Here is a 20,243-nt window from a genome sequence, read left to right as displayed (position 1 = left end):
CCTATACCTCCAGCACGTCACGCCGCCGGAGCGGGCGTGCAAAGAGTTCGGCGAGATCACCGGCCTGGTCGAAGCCGTGGATCGGTGAGAATACGAGTTCGATCGCCCACTTGGTCGAAAGGCCTTCGGATTCGAGCGGATTGGCGAGGCCGAGCCCGCAGACGGTCAGATCGGGCCGGTCTGCGCGCACCCGGTCGAGCTGAAGATCGACGTCCTGCCCTTCGCTGATGCGGGCCGAGGGCGGGATAAGGTCGAGTTCCTGCGCGCAGTGCGCGCGGTGGAGATAGGGCGCGCCAACCTCGACCGGCACCATGTCCAGTTCGGTCGCAAGGAAGCGGGCAAGCGGCACTTCAAGCTGCGAGTCCGGCAGGAAGCTGATCCGCTTTCCTTCGAGCTGCGCCTTGGCATGGGAGATCGCACGTTTCGCGCGCTCGCGGCCGGGTGCAATGACGCGGTTGAAATGCATCTCGTCGATACCGAAGGCGTCCGCAGCAGCCTTGAGCCAGCCGGTCGTGCCTTCCGCTCCGAAGGGGAAAAGCGCATCGAGCCGCTGCGCGCCGCGCCCTTCGAGCGCCATCGCGGTTTCGGCGAGGAAAGGCTGGGCCAGAAGGTAGCGCGTGTTCGGTCCGACGGAAGGAAGGTCGCGGGCATTGCGCGCCGGAAGCGCGCCGACGCGCTCGATCCCAAGCTCTGCGAAGAGCCGCATGAACTGGTCCTCGACAATGTCGGGGAGCGATCCGACGATCAGCAATTCCTGCGGAGCATCCGCTGCGCTGGCAGGCATTTCAGGAACAAGCGAAGCGAGGCAGGCATCTTCGCCCTGGGTGAAGGTGGTCTCGATGCCGCTGCCCGAATAATTGAGGATGCGAACTTGCGGCATGTGCTGCGCGCCCAGACGTTCCGCGGCCTTGGCAAGGTCGAGCTTGATGACTTCCGAAGGGCAAGAGCCGACGAGGAACAGCGTCCTGATATCGGGGCGACGTTCCAGCAGCCGTCCGACCACGCGGTCGAGCTCGTCCTGGCAATCGACCATGCCGGCAAGATCGCGCTCTTCCATGATCGCCGTGGCAAAGCGCGGTTCGGCGAAGATCATGACGCCCGCCGCAGATTGCAGCAGATGCGCGCAGGTGCGCGATCCGACGACGAGGAAAAACGCATCCTGCATCTTGCGGTGGAGCCAGACGATACCGGTCAGGCCGCAGAAAACTTCCCGCTGTCCGCGCTCGCGCAGGATGGGCCGGTCTTCGCCAGCCGTCTGGCCGGGGGCCTTTGCGGTGCAGCCGGAAAGGGTCGACACAGCGCTCATGCTGGCAGGGCCTCCATCTGCGAAGCCTGAAGCCGTGCTGCGCGCAGCTTCAGCAGGAACTGTGCCGCGTTGATAACATAGGCCGCGTAGGCAGCGAGAGCGACGAACATGCGCTGCTCCACCGTGCCCAGGGCGCCAAACAGCATCACGAGGTAAAGCGTGTGCAGCGCGAGGACGAGCATCGAGAACACGTCCTCCCAGAAGAATGCCGGTGCGAAAAGCCAGCGACCGAACACGACCTTCTCCCAGATCGAGCCGGTGATCATGATCGTGTAGAGGACGAGGGTCTTGATAACGATCGAGGTGTCGGCAGCAAATGCGCCTTCGCCGGTCAGCAGGTAGCGGGACACGAGTGCAAGACTGACGATGAATACGGCGAATTGCAGCGGAGCGAGCACGCCCTGCACAATGGTCCAGGCCGACTCGTCTCGGCGCCGCTTCTCATCCGCTGAGTAAAGCGCCCCGCTGATCCCTTGATTGTCGTCTTTCCGCAACGTCTCGGATGCGGTGGCGACCGAGGATGCAAGATCCCGCCGAGTCATCTTTTCAAGACCACCTTTCCCTCTCGAGTCGATAACTACGCCATCCTTGTATAAAGTGTCAATGCAAGTGGACGTCTTGTTTACTTGACATACCTTGTCGTCAGCACCGATTGCTCAATCAGACAAAAGCGCGTAGGTGTGAGTCGCTGGCGGTGGACAGGTCGGATAATTTTCGATCCACCAGCGGCGACGTGATCCGCGCCGTTCCCGGCATTGTGGACCGGGAGACTGGGAGGGTCTGATGGCAAACACCAAGGCTTCGGGCGTATTCGGCGCCAGCCAGGCTGCATTGCGCAAAGTAATCACAAATCCGCTGAGCTTCGGGAAATCGGCGAACAAATTCGAGTCCGATTCCAAAGCCGGTTTTTCCGACCAGTCGATCAACGCCATTATAGAAGGCGATATCATTCCGCAGCTGCTGATGGCGCACGGCGCAGGTCAATCCGGAGACAGGGTTGCGCAAGATCGCGAGATCAATCCGTCCGACGCGAGTGATTTTGCAAAGCTCCCGCTGAGCCTCGAGGCGGCGGGACTGATCGACGAAGTTGACAAGTTTCTCAATGCAGGCGTCAGCGTCGAAGCCGTTTATCTCGACCTGCTTGCTCCGGCGGCGCGCAGACTCGGTGAAATGTGGGAAAGCGACGAATGCGATTTTGTCGACGTCACGATGGGGCTCTGGCGGCTCCAGGAAGTGATGCGCGATATCGCATCGCGCGCTCCGGCCGGACCGGGCGGAGCAGACGCGAAAAAGCGCCGGGCTTTGTTTTCCGCAATGCCGGGAGACCAGCACAGTTTCGGCGCGCTGATGATAGACGAAGTGTTTTCGCGCGCCGGCTGGCACAGCGAGGCGTTTGCCAAGGCCGAGCGACGCGAACTGCTCGACAGGCTGGCGAAAAAGCATTTCGATGTCGCAGGATTGACCATCTCTCGCGACTTCCCTAGCGCCACGATCTCGAATCTGATTACAGCAATGCGCAGCGTTTCAGCCAATCCGAATATTTCCATTTTGATCGGCGGGCGAATGGTCAATCTCGACCAATCGCTCGTCGCGAAAGTAGGAGCCGATGGGACCGGCCCCGACGCTCGCGCCGCGCTTGAGGAGGCCAACAAACTGGTCCGATCAATGCCATTGCGAGCGCAATCTATGCGCTAGACCGGGACCATGAATGCTCACACGTAAGCACAGTATCGAAGGCAAGCACCCGTTCGGCAAAGCCGCCGAATTGTTCAACACGCTTGACGCCGACGCCGCGATGAAGCTGGCGATGGTGGCGGGCGATGTTACGCTGGTGCTGGACGATGCCGGGACGATACTGGATGCAGCGTTCGACCCGTCCGATTTCCCTGAGCTGGATGATTGGGTCGGGACCAACTGGATCGAGACCGTCACCGACGAAAGCCGGCCTAAGGTCATGGAAATGCTGGCCGCTGCCCGGCGCGGCGAAGTCCAGCACTGGCGCCAGGTCAACCACCCCACTCGCAAGGGCGACGTCCCCATTCGCTACGCAGTGCTCAGTGTAAACGGCGGCGAACACCGCATCGCCTTTGGCCGCGATCTGCGAGATGCGGGCAAGCTTCAGCAACGCCTGCTTCAGGTCCAGCAATCGCTCGAGCGCGACTATATGCGCATGCGCCAGCTTGAATCGCGCTACCGGATGCTGTTCGAAACGTCGTCCGAGGCGGTGCTCATCGTCGAGGCATCGACCTTGCGTATCCGCGAGGCCAATCCGGCAGCGCATGCGATGACCGGCCAGCGCCAAGGTGCGCTGTCGGGCAAGAAATTGCCGAGCCTGATGGACAAGGGTTCACGCGACGCGCTTCAGGCGCTTGCGGGATCTGCCATGGCGTCCGATGCGGTTGCGCCGGTCGAATTGAAACTGGCCAAGGGTTCGCGCCCGGTTACCGCCTCGATTACCGGCTTCACGCAGGATCGGGGCCAATTCCTGCTGCTGCGCCTCATGCCCGTCGGCGACAATGAGGCGAAGGACGATTCTCCGCTGCTCGACCTCGTCGACCGGATGCCCGATGCGTTTGTCATGGCGAATGCCAACCTCGAGATCGTGAGCGCAAATCACGCTTTCGTCGAGCTGGTCCATGCCGCGAGCGTCGACCAGATCCGTGGACGCCACCTGTCCGAGACGATCGACCGCCCGGGGATCGACCTTGACCTGATCGAAGGCCAGATCGATCAGCACGGCTCGGCGCGCAATGTCAGCACGGTGCTGCGCGCCGGGGGCGAGATCGAAGGCGAGCCGGTGGAACTTTCCGCCGTGCGCAGCAGCGGCGAGGAATCGCTCTATGCCTTCGTCATCAGGCCGATCGGCCGGCGCTTGCGGGATCTCCCTCCGGGGGCCGAAGATTTGCCGCGTTCGGTTGAGCAGCTCACCGATCTGGTCGGGCGCATGTCGCTCAAGGATATCGTGCGCGAATCCACCGACCTGATCGAGCGGCTGTGCATCGAGGCGGCGCTTACCTACACTTCGGACAACCGCGCATCGGCGGCTGAAATCCTCGGCCTGTCGCGCCAGAGCCTGTATTCGAAGCTGCACCGCTACGGCCTGGGCAATCTTCCGTCCGACCCAGAAGAGGGCGAGTGATCGCAGCCGCTATCGGGCGATCATTCCCGCAATTTCCATTCCATTCGCCGCGAACTGAAACGGCTTTGTTGCGTCAATTGCAAGTGACACCCAGGTGTAAGGTGTGACGCCCTGAATTCCTCAGAATTTACCGCAGGACCGGGCAATTCTCACCCCTGTGGGAATCGTGTGTCAATTTCAATTGACGCACACGACTGTCAAGCATAGCCTCTCCCCATGGAAAGCTCTGCGGTCTCGACTCGCCCTGTGCCGATTCCGGCGCTGAGGGACGTCGTCCAGCTTCTGAAACCAATCACGTGGTTCCCGCCTATGTGGGCCTTCATGTGCGGCGCGGTATCGTCGGGCGTCGGCCTCGATGGACGCTGGCTGTTCGTGCTGGGCGGTATCCTGCTGGCAGGTCCGCTGGTTTGCGGCACCAGCCAAGCGGTCAATGACTGGTTCGACCGGCATGTCGATGCGATCAATGAGCCGGACCGACCGATCCCCTCGGGCCGCATCGCCGGACGCTGGGGTCTCTACATCGCATTGATCGGCACGCTGGTTTCAGCGGCGGTCGCGTGGATGCTCGGCATCTGGGTGTTCATTGCCGGACTGGTCGGACTGGCGCTGGCCTGGGGCTACAGCGCGCCGCCGTTTCGTTTCAAGACGAGCGGCTGGACCGGCCCGGCAGTCGTCGGCCTTACCTATGAAGGCCTCAGCTGGTTCACAGGCGCAGCCGTGATGCTCGGCACGCTGCCGTCCGCAGAAGTGCTGATCGTGCTGGTGCTCTACAGCCTCGGCGCGCACGGCATCATGACGCTCAACGATTTCAAGGCTGTGGAGGGCGACCGGGAAACCGGGCTCAGATCACTGCCCGTGATCATGGGCGTGGGCGGGGCCGCCAGGTTCGCGTGTTCAGTTATGGCGGCGGCGCAAGTCGTGGTGATCGCGCTGCTCGCATGGTGGGGTTACGCGCTCTCGGCAGTGCTCATTGGTTTTGTTCTCGCCGCGCAATTCGCAGCCATGCCGCGTCTGCTGCGCGATCCGAAGAAATATGCGCCGTGGTATAACGGCGTGGGCGTGACGCTCTATGTGCTGGGTATGCTCGCGGCGGCACTCGGTCTGGGGGGATACCTCTGATGGCTCGCGGCGATCAGGTGCAGCCCGGCCTCGGCTGGCTCGCCATTGTCAGGATCGGGCTGGTGCAGGCGTCGATCGGTGCGATGGTCATGCTGACGACGACGGTGCTCAACCGGCTGATGGTGGTCGAATATGCCCTTGCTGCCGGAATCCCCGCCGGGCTCGTCGGCTGGCATTACGCCGTTCAATTGTGCCGCCCGCTGTGGGGGCATGGCTCGGACAAATCGTCTCTTGGGACCGGAAGCCGGGCCGTCTGGATTGTCGGCGGGATCATCGTCCTCGGCCTTGGCGCGATACTGGCGGTGCAAACAACCGTCATGATGAGCGGTAATTTCACCCTCGCCATGATTCTCGGCGTGTTCGCCTATACGCTGATCGGCATCGGCGTCGGCGCGAGCGGCACGTCGGCGCTGGCGCTTCTAGCGTCCGGGGTCGCGCCGGAGAGGCGCGCGGCGTACCGCAGCGACGACATGGATCATGATGGTCGCCGGGATTGTGATTTCCGCAATCACGGTCGGCGCGCTGCTCCAACCCTATTCGCCCGAACGGTTGCTTATGGTTGCAGCGGGGCTCCTGCTGGTCTGCATCGCGGTGACGGGCCTTGCCGTGTTCCGCCTGGAGCCGCGCGGCGGCCTGGGCTCCCAAGCCTTTGCCGAGACCGCCAAGGATGAGCCTGCACCCGGTTTTGGCGATGCCCTGCGCGAAATCCTCCATGAGAAAGCCGCGCGGCGTTTCACCATCTTCATCTTTGTTTCGATGATGGCGTTCAACATGCAGGACCTGATTCTGGAGCCGTTCGCGGGCCTCGTTTTCGGCATGACGCCGGGCCAATCCACCCAGTTGGGCGGGATGCAAAGCGGCGGCGTGCTTGCGGGAATGATCGTTGCCGGGATCGGCGGCAGCGCGTTTTCCGGACGAATGCCGGTCGAACTCCGGCACTGGATCGTGTTTGGCTGCCTCGGATCGGCGCTCGCTTTGGCAAGCCTTGCCATGGCCGCGATCGTCGGCCCGGGCTGGCCGATTGCTGCGAATGTATTTGCGCTCGGCTTTTGCAACGGGTTGTTCGCGGTCGCCGCGATCGGCGCGATGATGGGCCTGGCGGGAGCGGGGGCGAGAACGCGCGAAGGCGTGCGCATGGGCGTATGGGGCGCGGCGCAGGCCATCGCCTTTGGCCTCGGCGGATTGCTCGGCGCACTCGGCGTCGATGCCGCGCGCGGCGCGCTCGCCAGCGACGGCAGCGCATTTCAGCTGATATTCGCGATCGAGGCCGGGCTGTTCGTGCTCGCCGCTGCGCTCGCTGTGCGCGCAACAAGCGCGAGCGCTGGGTCAGCACGTATTGAAGAGACGAGCCTGAAGAGAGCAGGCGAGGGAGAGGTGTTCGCATGACAGAGACAATTTATGACGCCGTAGTCGTGGGCGGAGGCCCATGCGGAGCAACCACCGCGACCGATCTTGCGATGGCAGGACATTCGGTGCTGCTCATGGAGCGCGGCGGGCGGATCAAGCCGTGCGGCGGCGCTGTCCCTCCGCGAATGCTCGAGGATTTCGATATCCCGCAAAGCCTGCTGGTTGCCCGTGCACGCTGCGCCCGGATGATCGCGCCTTCGGGCCGGGCGGTCGATATGCCCGTGGGCGAGATCGGCTATGTCGGTATGGTCGATCGCGACGAGTTCGACGAATGGCTGCGTGAGCGCGCCCGGATGTCCGGGGCGGAACGGCTGACAGCGGTGTTCGAAAAGGTCGAGCGCGATGAGAACCCTCATCCCCTCGTGACATTTCGCCGGAAACGCGGCGGCCCCATCGAACGCGTCCGCGCGCGCTGCATCGTCGGTGCAGATGGAGCGCGATCTTCGGTCGCCAAACAATGCCTCCCCGGCGCCGAGCGGGTGAAATGCGTCTTCGCCTATCACGAGATCATCAAGTCACCCGCCAATGATGGCGAAGCTTTCGACGCCAATCGCTGCGATGTCTTTTACCAAGGCAAGCTCTCGCCCGATTTCTACGCTTGGGTCTTCCCCCACGGCGACACCGCCAGCGTCGGCGTTGGCAGCGCGAATAAAGGCTTCTCCCTGCGCGGAGCTGTTTCGCAAATGCGCAACGAACTCGATCTGACGCGCTGCGAAACGGTCCGCCGCGAAGGCGCTCCCATTCCGCTGAAACCGCTCAAGAAATGGGACAATGGAGCCGACGTTATCGTCGCTGGCGATGCGGCGGGCGTGGTTGCGCCGGCCTCGGGCGAGGGGATTTACTACGCCATGACCGGCGGGCGCTACGTTGCCGAAGCTGCCAGCGAATTCCTCAAGACTGGCGAGGCAAAGGCGCTCAAACGCGCACGCAGCCGCTTCATGAAGGAGCACGGTACCGCGTGTTCTGGATCCTCGGGATGATGCAATATTTCTGGTATTCGAGCGACAAGCGGCGAGAGCGCTTTGTGACGATGTGCGACGACAAGGACGTGCAGCAGCTCACCTGGCAGGCGTATATGAACAAGAAGCTCGTGCGCAAGAAACCGATGGCGCATGTAAAAATCTTCTTGAAAGATTGCGCGCACCTCTTGGGAATGCGGGCTGCAACGCGCTAAGCTCCATCCCATGAAGGGTAGCTTGTTTTTGACGGTTCTGGTCGCGACCATCGCGGCGGGATGCGTTGCGGCGCTGGGTGCGACGATCACCGATCTCGGCCCGTGGTATCAAAGCCTTGCAAAGCCGAGCTGGAATCCGCCCGACGGCCTGTTTCCGATCGTGTGGACCTTCATCTACGCGCTGATCTGGGTTTCGGGCATCACCGCCTGGCGCGCAGCTCCGGATAGCGCGAGTGCGCAATGGGTCATCAGCCTGTTCGCCCTCAATGGCTTTCTCAACATCACCTGGAGCCTGATTTTCTTCCGGATGCAGCGGCCCGATTGGGCCATGATCGAGCTGGTGTTCCTGTGGCTCTCGATCCTCGCGCTCATCATCTATTGCGGGCGATTTTCCAAGCTCGCTGCCTGGCTGCTGGCGCCTTACCTGATCTGGGTGAGCATTGCCGGCGCGCTCAACTGGGCGGTGATCGACCTCAATGGCCCGTTCGGGTAATCGCAGCCAGGTGAGATGGCCGTGAACTGGTTCTTTCAATCAGGACACGCGGCTGACCTGATCCTCGTCGTTCTGGCGGTCGAGGCCGTGTGGCTCAAGCTGCGCGGCTGGCGCTGGGCCGACATCGCAGGCTTTCTCGGCCCGGCCGTCCTGATCGTCATGGCCCTGCGCGCTGCGCTTGTGGGCGCGCCGTGGTACTGGATCGCCGTACCGCTTGCGCTCTCGCTGCCGCTTCACTTGGTCGATCTGCGGACGCGTATGGATCGCCGCTCATAGAGAGCAGCCGGTTTCAGGCGCGGTCATGAAAAAGCCCGGCTTCGCATTTCTGCAAAGCCGGGCTTTTTGATGCCGACGGGTAGAGCTGGTTCGAAAGCGATCCGGGCTCTACCCTTTCCTGATGGCGCTTATTTCGGAGCGTAATAGTGCTCCTGCGCCCACACATACCAGTTATCGACGACCGTGCCGGTCAGCAGGATACCGATCCCGCCGGTGAAGGTCGTCAGCACCGCGAACCACCAAGCCCAGCGGTGGATCGATTCCATCGTGGCGTTGAAGCCCATGGTCCAGCGCCAGAACAGGCCGGCCCGTTCCGAGGCCGTGCCGCGGTCGGTGATCTGCTCGATCTCGCGTTCACCGCCATAGCGGCCCACCGCAAGGATCGTTGCGCCGTGCATCGCGAAGAGCACTGCGGATCCGTACAGGAAGACGATCGATAGGGCGTGGAACGGATTGTAGAACAGGTTGCCGTGGATCAGCGAGAAGTTGTTCGTCCAGTCGAGGTGCGAGAAGATGCCATAGGGCACCGCTTCGGCCCAGCTGCCAAGCAGCAACGGACGGATGAAGCCAAGCACCGCGAACAGCCAGATCGCGCTCGCAAACGCCCAGGGGATGTGCATTCCCATGCCGAGCATTTTCGCGCGGCGATAGGTCCGCGCCCACCATGCCAGCACCGAGATGCTGAGGAATGCGCCGGTCAGGATGAACCAGCCGCCTTCATTCAGCGGTACGAACGGGCTGAACCCGTATTCCGGTCCCGGAGGGTCGAGCGAAAGCCAGAACAGCTCGCGCATGAACGTCTGCGGGCTCCACCCGGCCTCGGCCCAGAAATTGAGGCCGATGATCATGAAGGCGGCAAACCCGAACGTCAGCGAGATTACACCCAGCGTGCCCAGATAGACCGGGCCGAACTGCGCCTGCCCGATCTTGCCCATCCAGTAATTGTAACCGGTGGAAGGGATGCGGATGTCTTCGCCTGCCGGCAGCGGCACGCCCATTTCGGGCGGCCCCTTTACCTGCACCTGTGTGAAGATGTTTTGATAGGTAGCCATATCAGATCGGCCCTCCTTCCCAGATCGGGATCTTTCTCCAGAAATCCCAGAATTCCGGCCAGCTGCCGACATACAGGGTTCCCGAAATCACGATGCAGATGGCGCTCCAGAATCCTGCGTTGAGAGCAAGGAACAGGCCGACGCGGTGAATGCCGAGGGTACCGACCGAATAGCCGATGAAATCACGGAAATACGTGTCTTCGTATTCCGGTGTCTTGACATCGGTCCCATCGCTCGGATTGACCGCCGAAAGCACCAGTCCGCCATGGAGTGCAAGTGCGAGACAGTTCGTGAAGAAGAACGTGATCGCCAGCATATGCACCGGGTTGTAATGGAAGTTCGCGTACATGTACCCGGTGTTCGATACCCAATCGAGGTGTGACCAGATGCCATAGGGGAAAGCGTGTCCCCAGGCTCCCATCCACACCGGACGGATCACGACCAGCGTGATGTAGGCGAAGACGGCAAAGCTGAATGCCACAGGGATGTGGAGGCTCATGCCGAGTTTGCGCGAGATTTCCGCTTGCCTGAGTACCCAGGACGAAAAAGCGACGATCGCGCAGGCTGTTATGACCTGCCAGTAACCGCCCTCTGACAAGGGCGCGAAGGCAAGTCCGTTTTCAATTGCAGGTGGCTTGATGTCGATCAGCCAGGGGTTCAAGGTCGGACCTTCGGCTGCAGCGGCAAAGATCAGCATTGTTCCCAACGCCGCGCTGATTGCCACCAAGACCCCAAAGAATCCGACATAAAACGGCCCGACCCAGAAATCGAATAGGTCACCGCCGATCAATGTTCCACCGCGCACGCGGTATTTCCGCTCGAAACTAAGGAGCGCCATAGGTCCATCCTTCCCGCCCGGAGGGCAGGTGTTAATCTGTTATCGAAAAGAAGTAGGAGGCAGGCAGGCGAACCTGCCCCCTCGCATCTTTAATTGACCGTCAGGTTGCTGCTGGAGCTTCCGACATTTCAACCACAGCCGTCGCGGTCGGATTGCCAGTGGTCGAGTTATCGAGCCAGTTGTAGCGATCCGTGCTGAGCAGGATGAAGTGAATCGAAAAGGCCAGAACAGCCAGGCCGACGTGCAGGGCCACGAGAACGCGGCGGACGTCGAAATGAAGCCAAATACTCCACATGATGAAATTCCTTTGAAATTTGCAGTCGTAAGTCTCGGCCAAACCCCCGAAGTTCGAACTCCGCGGATTGGCTGATCATACTGTGTGGATCAGATCGGGAACCAAGGCTTGTCAAACCATACCAGTGCGTGCGCAACGATTGCGATGCCCACGTAAAGGGTAAACGTTCCCATGAAACCCTTGTGGATTTCCTTGGCCTCTTCAGGCGTCAGGTGAGTGCCAATGCGCTCACCAGGTGTCGGATCAACCATAATCAAGTCTCCGTATCAGTTGGTTGGAGTGGAGGCCGAAGCCCCCGTCGGCATCCCCGCGTGATCCCCCACGTGGATTTGGTGTGCCCGTTTTCAGGGCAATCTGGATGCCGGGCACAGCGAAGGCGACTGCATGATGCGTCATGCGGTTTCCCCTTCTAGCTGCGCCCCAGAAAATTCGTTGTCGAGGCAATCGGGCGTGACTGCGCTCTGTCCGCGCTGGCGCGCGGTATGCTCGGCTGCATCGCGAAGGCGCTTGGCAGCGGAAATGCGGATGAGGACCGGCTGCGCCTCGACCAGCCTGTCGAGCTTGGTCTTGGCGGCGTCTTCCCATGAAACCTCGGTCTGCCTGCGGGCAGGGGTCGCCTCGGCCTTGTCCATGTCCGTGCCCAGCGGCAGGATGTGGAACAGCGCATCGAACAGCGCATTGCACACTTCCTGCACGAGATACGTGGCGCCGGAATAGCCCATGAAGGGGGTGCCGGTGTGACGGCGAATTGCTGCGCCGGGAAAGCTGGCGGGGATGAAGGTGCTCGTCGGACCGAAGCCGCTGGGGCACTCCGCCAGGTACATCCGTTCGTTATAACTGCCGAACAGCACCATCGGTGGTGCGGCATGGATCGATGCGCGCACGTCTTCGTTCTTCGGCTTGACGCCGGCTTCGCGGGAATAGGCGAACGCGCAGGGCAGGCCCATATCCTCTTCGAGGAAGTGACGGATGCCGCGCGCATAGGTTGCGTTCGCAACGATGCCGAAATTGGCCGTGCCGAAGAAATCCTGCGTGACCGAGCGCCACAGATCCCACAGCGGCTTGATAGTGGTGTGCTTCTCGCGCTCGATAAAGGGTTCCGGATCGAGGCCGAGTTCCTCGCCCAGAGCGCGCAGGAACTTGGTGGTCGATGACAGGCCGAGCGGTGCCTGGAAATACGGGCGCTCGAGCGTTTCGCACAGGTTCCGGCCAAACTCGCGGTACATGCAGACATTCGCGTCGGCCGTGCCGAGCTGGCGGATATCGGCAAGGTGGCAGCCAAGCGGGAAGACCACGCCAACCTCTGCGCCGATCCCTTCGACCAGGCGGCGAATCTCCGCGAGATCCGATGGCATGTTGAACATGCCGTAGCTGGGGCCGATGATGTTGACGCGCGGCTTTTCACCGTCCTTGCGCGCTTTGGGCTTGGGCGATTTCTTGGGGCCGAATTCGGTCCACAGCCATGTCAGCGCGCGGTCGGCGCTTTCCCATTGATCCTCGTCAATGGTGCGCGGCAGGAAGCGCTTGATATTAGTCCCTTCGGGCGTCACGCCGCCGCCGATCATTTCGGCGATCGAACCGGTCACGACCACGGCGGGCAGTTCAGGGTCAAGCGCCTGCCATGCGCGTTTCATCGCGCCTTCGGTGCCGGTCTTGCCGAGTTCTTCCTCGCCAAGTCCGGTGACGACAATGGGAAGCTCATGCGGGGGCAGGGCGTCGGTATAATGCAGCACCGATGTCACCGGCAAATTCTCGCACCCGACGGGTCCGTCAATGATGACCTGAAGGCCTTTGACAGCGGTGAAGACGTAGGTCGCACCCCAATATCCGCCTGCGCGATCGTGATCGAGGACGAGGCTCATGTGCCCACCGCCTCGGACGCCTTGCGCGCCGCTTCGTTCAGTGCCGCATACTTCTTGCGGAATTTCGGACGGTCGATCGGCGTTTCTTCCCACACGCCAGCAGCGTGTTCGGTCCCGACACCTTCGAAGAAGTCGCGCATCTTGTCGAAGCGCTCCTTGTTGCCCATCGCGCCATTGATGACAGTTGCCAGGCTGCCCGCGCCTGCCGGGCCCATCAGCGGGCGGGCGGAAATGAGGTTTGTGAAATACAGCGCCGGGATCGCCTTGGCCTTGGCGTGCTGCACAACCGGAGTGGTGCCGATGGCGAGGTCGGGGCGGAATTCCTCGACCGCCGCGATATCGTCTTCGAGGCTGGCGCGGTAATTCACGCGCACGCCCATCGCCTCCAGCCATTCGCGGTCATGGTCAGACCACTGCGTCGCGGGGCAGGCCGTGCCGACATATGGCACCTCCGCGCCGCTTTCGATCAGCAGGCGGGCGACCAGCAATTCGGACCCTTCGTAGCCCGAAACGGTCACGCGGCCCTTGATTGGATTGGCGGCGAGCGCGCCCTTGATTGCGCCGGTCATTGCGTCCTTGACCGCATCGACCTTGTCCTGCGGCAATCCGAGTTCGTCCCTGATCGATTGCAGCCAGGCTGCCGTGCCGTCGATGCCTACCGGGGCCGAACCGATCACGGGACGCCCGGCAGCTTTGAATTCGCGGACGCTCGCAGTGTAGAACGGGTGTATGGCCGCAGCGATCGAGCAATCGAGCGCGGAGTACAGCTCGCGCCATTCGCGCGTCGGCACGACCGGGCCAGCGGCAAGGCCGAGCGGTTCGAGCATCTGCCCGATAACCACCGGATCTGCCGGGAACATTTCGCCCAGCAGCGCGACGGTCGGCTTGTCGGAGCGTTCTTTCGGAGCGGCGACCGGGCCTTCTTCGACCTCGGTGCGGGCATAGTTGAGCATTGCCCCGGCAAGGACGTCCTTCGCCTCTGCATGGGTCGGGATGCCGAAGCCCGGCACGTCGATACCGATGATGCGCACGCCGTTGATCTGCTTTTTCAGCAGCCGCAGCGGCACGCCGCTGGCGGTCGGTACGCACAGATTCGTGACAACAATCGCGTCATAATTCTCAGGATCGGCGAGGTCTTCGACCGCTTCCTTGATATCCTCGAACAGCTTGCCGGTTACGAGCGTTTCGGAGGAAAAGGGGACGTAGCCGACCGTGCGCCGCGCACCGTAGAAATGCGAGGTGAAGGTCAGGCCGTAAACGCAGCAGGCACTGCCGGAAAGGACGGTCGCAGTGCGTTTCATACGCAGGCCCACTCGGAGCGACCCGAAGGCTGGGCACATGCTTTGAGGCTGATCGTGCGGGCCCCTTTCGGGATCTACCGGGTAATCGGCGGCATATTGATCGAGAACTTCGCTCTTGCCCGCAGCGCGCGCGGCTTCGAGCATCTTGTCCTTGCCGCCGTGACAGCCGTCACCGCCCGATGTGTCGGGAGTGCCCGAATCGAGATCGATCCGGTCCGGTGCGCGCTGTGCGTTCGAGGCAGAAAGGTCAGTCACGCATCAGACCTCGTCGTAAATCACTTCAAGCGATGGTTTCTCTTCGAAGACACCGCCGCGCATGTCGGCCTGGGTGGCCGGTATCAGCTGAATATCGCCGCCCGTCTGATCGGGGCTGAACAGGCCTAACAGTCCGTCCTGATCGACCGGCGTTGGTTGCAAAGGCGGCGCATCTGCGACGTTCTGCGCCAGCGTTTCGAACAGGCTGGCCCATTCGCCGCCCGGCTTGCCAATGATCTGGTAATTTGCAGATTTGCGGCGAATATCGTCGTCCGCAGGGATCGCTGTCAGGACCGGAATGCCAACAGCTTCCGCGAATGCGTGCGCCTCGCCCGTGCCATCGTCCTTGTTCACGATCATGCCGGCAACGCCGACATTCCCGCCCATCTTGCGGAAATATTCAACCGCATGGCAGACATTGTTCGCGACATAGAGCGATTGCAGGTCGTTGGAGCCAACGACGATCACTTTCTGGCACATGTCACGCGCAATCGGCAGGCCGAACCCGCCGCACACCACATCGCCGAGGAAATCGAGCAGGACGTAATCAAATCCCCATTCGTGGAAGCCGAGCTTCTCGAGCAATTCGAAACCGTGAATGATCCCGCGCCCGCCGCAGCCGCGGCCAACTTCGGGACCGCCCAGTTCCATCGCGAACACGCCGTCACGCTGGAAACACACATCCTCGATGGTTACTTCCTCGCCCGCGAGCTTCTTCTTGGACGATGTCTCGATGATGGTCGGGCAGCTCTTGCCGCCGAACAGCAGGCTGGTTGTGTCACTCTTTGGATCGCAGCCGATCAGCAGCACCCGCTTGCCCTGCTGCGCCATCATGTAACTGAGGTTCGACAGCGCAAAGCTCTTGCCCGAGCCGCCCTTGCCATAAATCGCAATAACCTGCGTCTCGCTCGTTACCTCGCCGGTGTGGACCGGATCGGGTTCCTGCGAGGCTTCGTCGCGCAGCGCTTCCGTCTGAACGTCTAACATCGTCATTGGGCGTTGCTCCAATCGAGAACCATTTTGAGGCAGGCAGGATCGTTGAAGGCCTGCGGATAGGCATCGCTCGCCGAGGTGGCTGGGCGTGCATCCGTGATGAGGTTCGACAGGTCGAGCTTGTCGGCTTCGATCAGGTCGAGCGTTTGGGTCAGATCTTGCGGTTGCCATTCTGCGGCGATGCGCAAGCGCGCCTCTTTCATGAAGGCGGCGGGGAAGGCGAAATTGACCCGCTCGGCGTAAAATCCCGCGAGCGTGATTTCACCGCCCTTGGCGAGATGCGGGGTCGCGGCATCGATGATCGCGGCATCGCCGCTCGCATCGTAGATTGCGCGGTAATCGCTGCGCTCGTCGGCATCTGGTGCGGTGACATCGTAGCCCGAGGCACCGGAGCGCCGGGCTGCGCTGGTCTCCCAGACGGTCGGCGCAGGTGCTCCCAGTGCGATTGTCAGGCGGGCCAGCAATCGGTACGAGCACACCGTGGCCAATGATGAGGTCAGGGGCGCTGCCGCCATTGATCGCGTGAAGCGCGGTCGCCGCAAGCGCGCACAGCACGCCGGACTGCCCGAGCCGCTCTGGGACGGGCAGGGCGCGGGCCGATGGCACAATGACATGGCTGGAGGTGCCGCCGAACAACCCGCGAGCCTCGGTGTAGCAATTGGCGCCGGGCACAAAGACCCAGTCGCCGATCCGCCCACACGCTTCGCTGCCGGCATCGACGATGCGGCCAATCGATTCGTAACCGGGGACAAGCGGATAACCCATGCCGGGAAATTCGGGCATTCGGCCCGTCCACAGCAGTTTTTCGGTGCCGGAGCTGATGCCGCTCCATGCGATCTCGATCACGACATCGCCGGGGCCTGCTGGCGTCAACTCAAGCTCCCGCAGCGCAAGCTGCTCGGGTCCTTCAAGTATGACAGCCAGTGCATTCATCCTAAGCGACTTTCCCCTCTGCCTTCTCTCGGCTGACCGTGCGACTCACGCGGTGGCCAGAGATGGTTCTCCATCTGTGTGCTACGCCTTACAGCACTTAGTGTCAATTAAAGCAGACAGTTCAAGCGTCAGGCTGACGCGACGATACAGCTGGCGATGACCGGCTGTGCTGTCGGGACCAGCCGAGAGCGGGCAAACCCGGCCTCGCGCAGCATTGCGGCGATCTCGTCAGGTGTGCGCGGCCGGCCCGATCCCATCGCCCATAGATAGAGGCCGAAAAATGCGTCCCCCATCGGCTCTGCTCCGGGTATGCCCGCCATGGGTTCCGCGATCATCAGCCGGTCGCCCGAAGAGAGGCTGCTGCGGATATTCGTCAACAGCGCCAATGCGGGTTCGTCATCGTGATCGTGCAGGATGCGGACCAGAGAAACGAGGTCGTAGCCCTGCGGTATCGGGTCTTCGAAGAAATTGCCGGGATGACAGGTCAGGCGCCCTTCGCCGACCGCGCGGCTGAGGGGTTCGCGCGCTGCCTTTGCGACCTCGGGCAAATCGAACAGGCCCAGTTCCAGTTGTGGATATGTCGATCCGACCCGCCGCAGGAACTCGCCATGCCCACCGCCGACATCGAGCAGGCGGCCCTGTCTGGGAAAGCGGAACGCACCGATGACCTCATCGGCGACGAATCGCTGCGATGCGGCCATCAACTGCGAGTATTCCTGTGTTTCCTCGCCCCGCTCGGCGGCGCCGTGCAGCGCTCCGGCATAGGACCAGTAGCGCGACAGAGCGGTCGGCTCCTTGCGGTCGCGGCGCAGCAGATCGAGCGGGTCGGTGAGATCGCTGTAAAGGAGCCGGTGGTGCCGGATCATCGCCTGCGCGCCGGGATCGGCCTGGAGGACTGCGCCTTGCTGGCCCAGCATCCAGCCATCGGCGTGGGCCTGCTCTGCAAGGTCGAGCGCGCGCGCTGCCCTGAGCAGCCGCAGCGCTGCGTCTTCGCTGAGGTCCGTATCCGCCGCTATTCGGGCCGCGCTGACCGGGCCTTTGGCAAGCAGGTCCAGCAGCCCGCTCTCCACCGCCGCACGCAGCACCTGCGAATAGGAAAAACCGACGAGGTGATCGAACATCTGCGTGGCCCGGCTGCGAGCCACCGATTTGATGAAGGGGATTCGCGCAGCCCAATACTGGAAGCGCGAGCTGGCAAGTATTGCGTTTCGCCGCGCGATCCAGCGGACCTTTCGCGAAGGTTTCTCCGTCATTTCCAAGCGTTTTGACATCCCATTTGTCCAAATGATTGGACAGATGATAGAGTAAGGTCAATGATAATGTCCGCGCGGTGCTGCCATCATGGCGGCAATGGCGCGCGCATCGGGGGAGGACGGTGAGCGAAAGGATCGCGATTATCGGCGCCGGAATGGGCGGGCTTTCGAGCGCGGCCATGCTGGCTGCGCGCGGTCACGACGTGACCGTCATCGAGAAAGAGGCATGGGTAGGCGGAAAGGCCCGCACGGTCGAAGTCGATGGCCAGCCGATCGAGGCCGGCCCGACCGTGTTCACCATGCGCGACGTGTTCGACGAGATATTCCACGCCTGCGGAGCGCGTCTGGACGACTATATCAATGTGCGCCGGGCCGAGATCATCGCGCGCCATGCGTGGGACAGTGACGGAAAACTCGACCTGTTTGCCGATCCGCTGCGCAGCGAAGAGGCGATTGGCGATTTCGCAGGGGCGGATGCAGCCGCTGGATTTCGCGCGTTTCGCAAGGAAGCCAGGCGCATCTACGAAGTGCTCGACGAACCATTCCTGCGCGGTGACAAATCCGCGACGCCGCTGCCGATGATGTGGCGGATCGGGCTGCACCGTATTGGCGATGCGATGGCGATGCGTCCGTTCGACAATCTCTGGAAGGCGCTGGGCGAGCATTTTGCGGACCCGCGCCTCCAGCAGCTGTTCGACCGCTATGCGACCTATTGCGGCTCCGATCCGTTTCAGGCCCCTGCCACGCTCATGCTGATTGCGCATACCGAGGCGCGCGGCGTGTGGCTCATCGATGGCGGCATCAGCGCGCTCGCGAACGGATTGCGGGCCTTGGCCGAAACCAAGGGCGTGAAGTTCCACACCGGGTCCAACGCTGCGCAGATCCTGGTCGAGGGGCGCAGGGTCAGCGGCGCGCGACTGACCAACGGCGACACGATTGCTGCCGACGCGGTCATCTCCAACGCCGATCCCGAGGCGCTGGCCGAGGGCAAGCTGGGAGAGCATGCGGCGCAATCGGTCCGGTCGATGCCGCGCAGCAAGCGCTCGCTATCGGCGCTGGTCTGGTTCGCTCATGCCGAGACATCGGGGTTCGACCTCAGCCATCACAACGTGTTCTTCTCGCCCGATTACGAGCGCGAATTCCGTGATATTGGCGCAGGGCGATCGCCGTCCGACCCGACCGTCTACCTGTGTGCGCAGGACCGCAGCGCGAGCGATCGCGCCGCCGCACAGGACCGCGCCCGATCCCGAGCCCAATCTCGGGAACGTATCCAGATAATCGTCAACGCGCCTGCCAATGGCGATACCCATCACTACTCAGCCGAGGAGATCGAGACATGCACTCACGCCATGAGGAGCAGCCTTCGACGATGCGGGCTGACACTGGAGGATCCGATGCCGCACGAGCTGGCGACGCCGGAGACTTGGGAGGACCTGTTCCCGGCGACCGGCGGCGCCCTTTATGGCAGAGCGTCGCACGGCTGGGCGGCTTCCTTCCAGCGGCAGGGTCCGAAAACGCGGATACCGGGACTGTATTGCGCAGGCGGAGCGACGCATCCAGCGTACCGGAGTCCCGATGGCAGCCTTGTCCGGACTGCTGGCAGCGCGAACGATCGAACGGGACCTCGCTTCGATGCGGCGATACCACCAGGCGGCTACACCTGGTGGTATATCGATGCGATCAGCGAAGACGGGCAGCACGGGCTGACGATCATCGCATTTCTGGGCAGCGTTTTCTCGCCCTATTACAAGCGCAGCGGGCGCAGCGATCCGCTTAACCATTGCTCGCTGAATGTCGCCCTCTACGGCCCCAAAGCACGCTGGGCGATGACCGAGCGACCGTCGGGCTGCGTATCGCGCGATGTGACCAACCTCCAGATCGGCCCCAGCCATGTCGAATGGAAAGGCGATGCGCTGGAAATCGCAATCGAAGAGCGCGACAAGCGGCTGTTCAACCCATTTCGCCGCCCGGTGCGCGGCAAGGTCCGCGTCATTCCCGAATCGCTCAATCCGGCAAGCTTTGCGCTTGACCCGGCAGAAAACCACATCTGGCACTGCATGGCTCCGCGCGCCCGGATCGAGGTCGAGATGGAAGAGCCCGGCGTGTCATGGAAAGGCTCGGGCTATTTCGACCACAATCGCGGCGCCGAACCGCTCGAAGATGGCTTTCGTGTCTGGCACTGGTCGCGTGCGCATATGAAACGCGGCGCGGTCGTCTGCTATGAAGGGGAACGCGGCGACGGGTCGGTCTTCGCCAGCGCGATCCGGTTCGGGGCGGACGGAATTCCCGAGGAGACAGACCTTCCGCCATCTGCTCACCTGCCCAGCAGCAAATGGGGCATTGCCCGCCGCACGCGCTCGGAAATCGGCTTTGCCGAAGTGAGCCGCACATGGGAGGACACGCCGTTCTATGCCCGGTCCGAGCTTGCCTCGAAGCTTTACAGCGAAGATGTGGTGTCTGTGCAGGAAAGCCTCGACATGCGCCGCTTTGCCTCTCCGCTGGTGCAGTTCATGCTGCCTTACCGGATGCCGCGCCAGAAACGATAAC

General features: G+C 62.4%; 18 protein-coding genes and 3 pseudogenes. 9 read left to right on the top strand and 12 right to left on the bottom strand.

The features are described from left to right. Position 1: 1 nt before the first annotated feature. Both AC0L39_RS12730 and bchF read right to left on the bottom strand, forming a co-directional pair. On the bottom strand, positions 2-1,306 hold the full coding sequence (locus AC0L39_RS12730; RefSeq protein ID WP_473258397.1) for a ferredoxin:protochlorophyllide reductase (ATP-dependent) subunit N: 1,305 nt from the start codon (positions 1,304-1,306) through the stop codon (positions 2-4). Continuing rightward, positions 1,303-1,848, bottom strand: a complete 546-nt coding sequence (gene bchF / locus AC0L39_RS12725; RefSeq protein WP_473258396.1) for a 2-vinyl bacteriochlorophyllide hydratase — start codon at positions 1,846-1,848, stop codon at positions 1,303-1,305. The genes AC0L39_RS12730 and bchF overlap by 4 nt, the downstream gene beginning before the upstream one ends. A 241-nt stretch (positions 1,849-2,089) precedes the next feature. On the opposite strand from bchF, the gene AC0L39_RS12720 reads away from it, so the two are divergent. The 8 genes and pseudogenes from AC0L39_RS12720 (at position 2,090) to AC0L39_RS12685 (ending at position 8,914) form a co-directional block, all read left to right on the top strand. Beyond that, positions 2,090-3,001, top strand: coding sequence for a cobalamin B12-binding domain-containing protein (locus AC0L39_RS12720; protein ID WP_473258395.1), 912 nt, complete (start codon positions 2,090-2,092; stop codon positions 2,999-3,001). Positions 3,002-3,014: 13 nt separating this feature from the next. After that, a complete protein-coding gene (gene ppsR, locus AC0L39_RS12715; protein ID WP_473258394.1) occupies positions 3,015-4,445 on the top strand; it encodes a transcriptional regulator PpsR in 1,431 nt (476 codons plus the stop codon). Between the two features lie 216 nt (positions 4,446-4,661). Then, positions 4,662-5,564, top strand: a complete 903-nt coding sequence (chlG, locus tag AC0L39_RS12710; protein ID WP_473258393.1) for a chlorophyll synthase ChlG — start codon at positions 4,662-4,664, stop codon at positions 5,562-5,564. Next, a pseudogene (locus tag AC0L39_RS12705) lies at positions 5,564-5,959 on the top strand (PucC family protein); the annotation flags it as partial. The gene chlG and the pseudogene AC0L39_RS12705, both read left to right, overlap by 1 nt. Positions 5,960-6,041: 82 nt before the next feature. Continuing rightward, entirely contained in the window at positions 6,042-6,950 is a 909-nt protein-coding gene (locus tag AC0L39_RS12700; protein ID WP_473258392.1) for an MFS transporter, read from the top strand. Continuing rightward, positions 6,947-8,145, top strand: a pseudogene (locus AC0L39_RS12695) (geranylgeranyl diphosphate reductase). Before AC0L39_RS12700 ends, AC0L39_RS12695 begins: the two are co-directional and overlap by 4 nt. 28 nt (positions 8,146-8,173) lie before the next feature. Beyond that, positions 8,174-8,638, top strand: coding sequence for a TspO/MBR family protein (locus AC0L39_RS12690; protein WP_473258391.1), 465 nt, complete (start codon positions 8,174-8,176; stop codon positions 8,636-8,638). A 21-nt stretch (positions 8,639-8,659) separates the two neighbouring features. Beyond that, a complete protein-coding gene (locus tag AC0L39_RS12685) occupies positions 8,660-8,914 on the top strand; it encodes a hypothetical protein (protein WP_473258390.1) in 255 nt (84 codons plus the stop codon). A gap of 128 nt (positions 8,915-9,042) precedes the next feature. Here AC0L39_RS12685 and pufM read toward each other — a convergent pair whose 3' ends face one another. The 10 genes and pseudogenes from pufM to AC0L39_RS12635 form a co-directional block, all read right to left on the bottom strand. Continuing rightward, the gene (gene pufM, locus AC0L39_RS12680; RefSeq protein WP_473258388.1) at positions 9,043-9,966 is read right to left on the bottom strand and encodes a photosynthetic reaction center subunit M; all 924 of its coding nucleotides are present in this window, start codon (positions 9,964-9,966) and stop codon (positions 9,043-9,045) included. Position 9,967: 1 nt separating this feature from the next. Next, complete coding sequence (gene pufL, locus AC0L39_RS12675; RefSeq protein WP_473258386.1) at positions 9,968-10,804, bottom strand: photosynthetic reaction center subunit L; 837 nt, start codon at positions 10,802-10,804, stop codon at positions 9,968-9,970. A gap of 100 nt (positions 10,805-10,904) precedes the next feature. Next, positions 10,905-11,099 carry a light-harvesting antenna LH1, alpha subunit gene (pufA, locus tag AC0L39_RS12670; RefSeq protein ID WP_473258385.1) on the bottom strand — a complete coding sequence of 65 codons (195 nt, stop codon included), beginning with the start codon at positions 11,097-11,099 and terminating at the stop codon, positions 10,905-10,907. Between the two features lie 89 nt (positions 11,100-11,188). Further along, positions 11,189-11,350 carry a light-harvesting antenna LH1, beta subunit gene (gene pufB, locus AC0L39_RS12665; protein WP_473258383.1) on the bottom strand — a complete coding sequence of 54 codons (162 nt, stop codon included), beginning with the start codon at positions 11,348-11,350 and terminating at the stop codon, positions 11,189-11,191. Between the two features lie 141 nt (positions 11,351-11,491). Further along, the gene (bchZ, locus tag AC0L39_RS12660) at positions 11,492-12,961 is read right to left on the bottom strand and encodes a chlorophyllide a reductase subunit Z (RefSeq protein ID WP_473258380.1); all 1,470 of its coding nucleotides are present in this window, start codon (positions 12,959-12,961) and stop codon (positions 11,492-11,494) included. Then, a complete protein-coding gene (gene bchY / locus AC0L39_RS12655) occupies positions 12,958-14,406 on the bottom strand; it encodes a chlorophyllide a reductase subunit Y (protein WP_473262379.1) in 1,449 nt (482 codons plus the stop codon). The genes bchZ and bchY overlap by 4 nt, the downstream gene beginning before the upstream one ends. Before the next feature lie 114 nt (positions 14,407-14,520). Continuing rightward, positions 14,521-15,510 carry a chlorophyllide a reductase iron protein subunit X gene (locus AC0L39_RS12650; RefSeq protein ID WP_473258379.1) on the bottom strand — a complete coding sequence of 330 codons (990 nt, stop codon included), beginning with the start codon at positions 15,508-15,510 and terminating at the stop codon, positions 14,521-14,523. Beyond that, a complete protein-coding gene (locus AC0L39_RS12645) occupies positions 15,507-15,974 on the bottom strand; it encodes a hypothetical protein (protein ID WP_473262483.1) in 468 nt (155 codons plus the stop codon). Before AC0L39_RS12645 ends, AC0L39_RS12650 begins: the two co-directional genes overlap by 4 nt. Positions 15,975-16,143: 169 nt before the next feature. Beyond that, positions 16,144-16,443: pseudogene (locus AC0L39_RS12640) on the bottom strand (alcohol dehydrogenase catalytic domain-containing protein); the annotation flags it as partial. A gap of 128 nt (positions 16,444-16,571) precedes the next feature. Then, the gene (locus AC0L39_RS12635) at positions 16,572-17,696 is read right to left on the bottom strand and encodes a methyltransferase (RefSeq protein ID WP_473258377.1); all 1,125 of its coding nucleotides are present in this window, start codon (positions 17,694-17,696) and stop codon (positions 16,572-16,574) included. Between the two features lie 122 nt (positions 17,697-17,818). Here AC0L39_RS12635 and crtD point away from each other — a divergent pair, with 122 nt between their 5' ends. Further along, positions 17,819-20,242 carry a 1-hydroxycarotenoid 3,4-desaturase CrtD gene (gene crtD, locus AC0L39_RS12630; protein WP_473258375.1) on the top strand — a complete coding sequence of 808 codons (2,424 nt, stop codon included), beginning with the start codon at positions 17,819-17,821 and terminating at the stop codon, positions 20,240-20,242. Position 20,243 lies beyond the last annotated feature (1 nt).

Source organism: Erythrobacter sp. K21-9, from assembly GCF_055808355.1.
Note: the sequence above shows the minus strand (reverse complement) of the source record. Positions and strands in the feature narration are given on the sequence as shown.

Coding starts and splice junctions, on each gene's coding strand:
- AC0L39_RS12730 (WP_473258397.1), bottom strand. CDS start 1,306: ATGAGCGCTGTGTCGACCCTTTCCGGCTGCACCGCAAAGGCCCCCGGC.
- bchF (WP_473258396.1), bottom strand. CDS start 1,848: ATGACTCGGCGGGATCTTGCATCCTCGGTCGCCACCGCATCCGAGACG.
- AC0L39_RS12720 (WP_473258395.1), top strand. CDS start 2,090: ATGGCAAACACCAAGGCTTCGGGCGTATTCGGCGCCAGCCAGGCTGCA.
- ppsR (WP_473258394.1), top strand. CDS start 3,015: ATGCTCACACGTAAGCACAGTATCGAAGGCAAGCACCCGTTCGGCAAA.
- chlG (WP_473258393.1), top strand. CDS start 4,662: ATGGAAAGCTCTGCGGTCTCGACTCGCCCTGTGCCGATTCCGGCGCTG.
- AC0L39_RS12700 (WP_473258392.1), top strand. CDS start 6,042: ATGATGGTCGCCGGGATTGTGATTTCCGCAATCACGGTCGGCGCGCTG.
- pufM (WP_473258388.1), bottom strand. CDS start 9,966: ATGGCTACCTATCAAAACATCTTCACACAGGTGCAGGTAAAGGGGCCG.
- pufL (WP_473258386.1), bottom strand. CDS start 10,804: ATGGCGCTCCTTAGTTTCGAGCGGAAATACCGCGTGCGCGGTGGAACA.
- pufA (WP_473258385.1), bottom strand. CDS start 11,099: ATGTGGAGTATTTGGCTTCATTTCGACGTCCGCCGCGTTCTCGTGGCC.
- pufB (WP_473258383.1), bottom strand. CDS start 11,350: ATGGTTGATCCGACACCTGGTGAGCGCATTGGCACTCACCTGACGCCT.
- bchZ (WP_473258380.1), bottom strand. CDS start 12,961: ATGAGCCTCGTCCTCGATCACGATCGCGCAGGCGGATATTGGGGTGCG.
- bchY (WP_473262379.1), bottom strand. CDS start 14,406: ATGCTCGAAGCCGCGCGCGCTGCGGGCAAGAGCGAAGTTCTCGATCAA.
- AC0L39_RS12650 (WP_473258379.1), bottom strand. CDS start 15,510: ATGACGATGTTAGACGTTCAGACGGAAGCGCTGCGCGACGAAGCCTCG.
- AC0L39_RS12635 (WP_473258377.1), bottom strand. CDS start 17,696: ATGACGGAGAAACCTTCGCGAAAGGTCCGCTGGATCGCGCGGCGAAAC.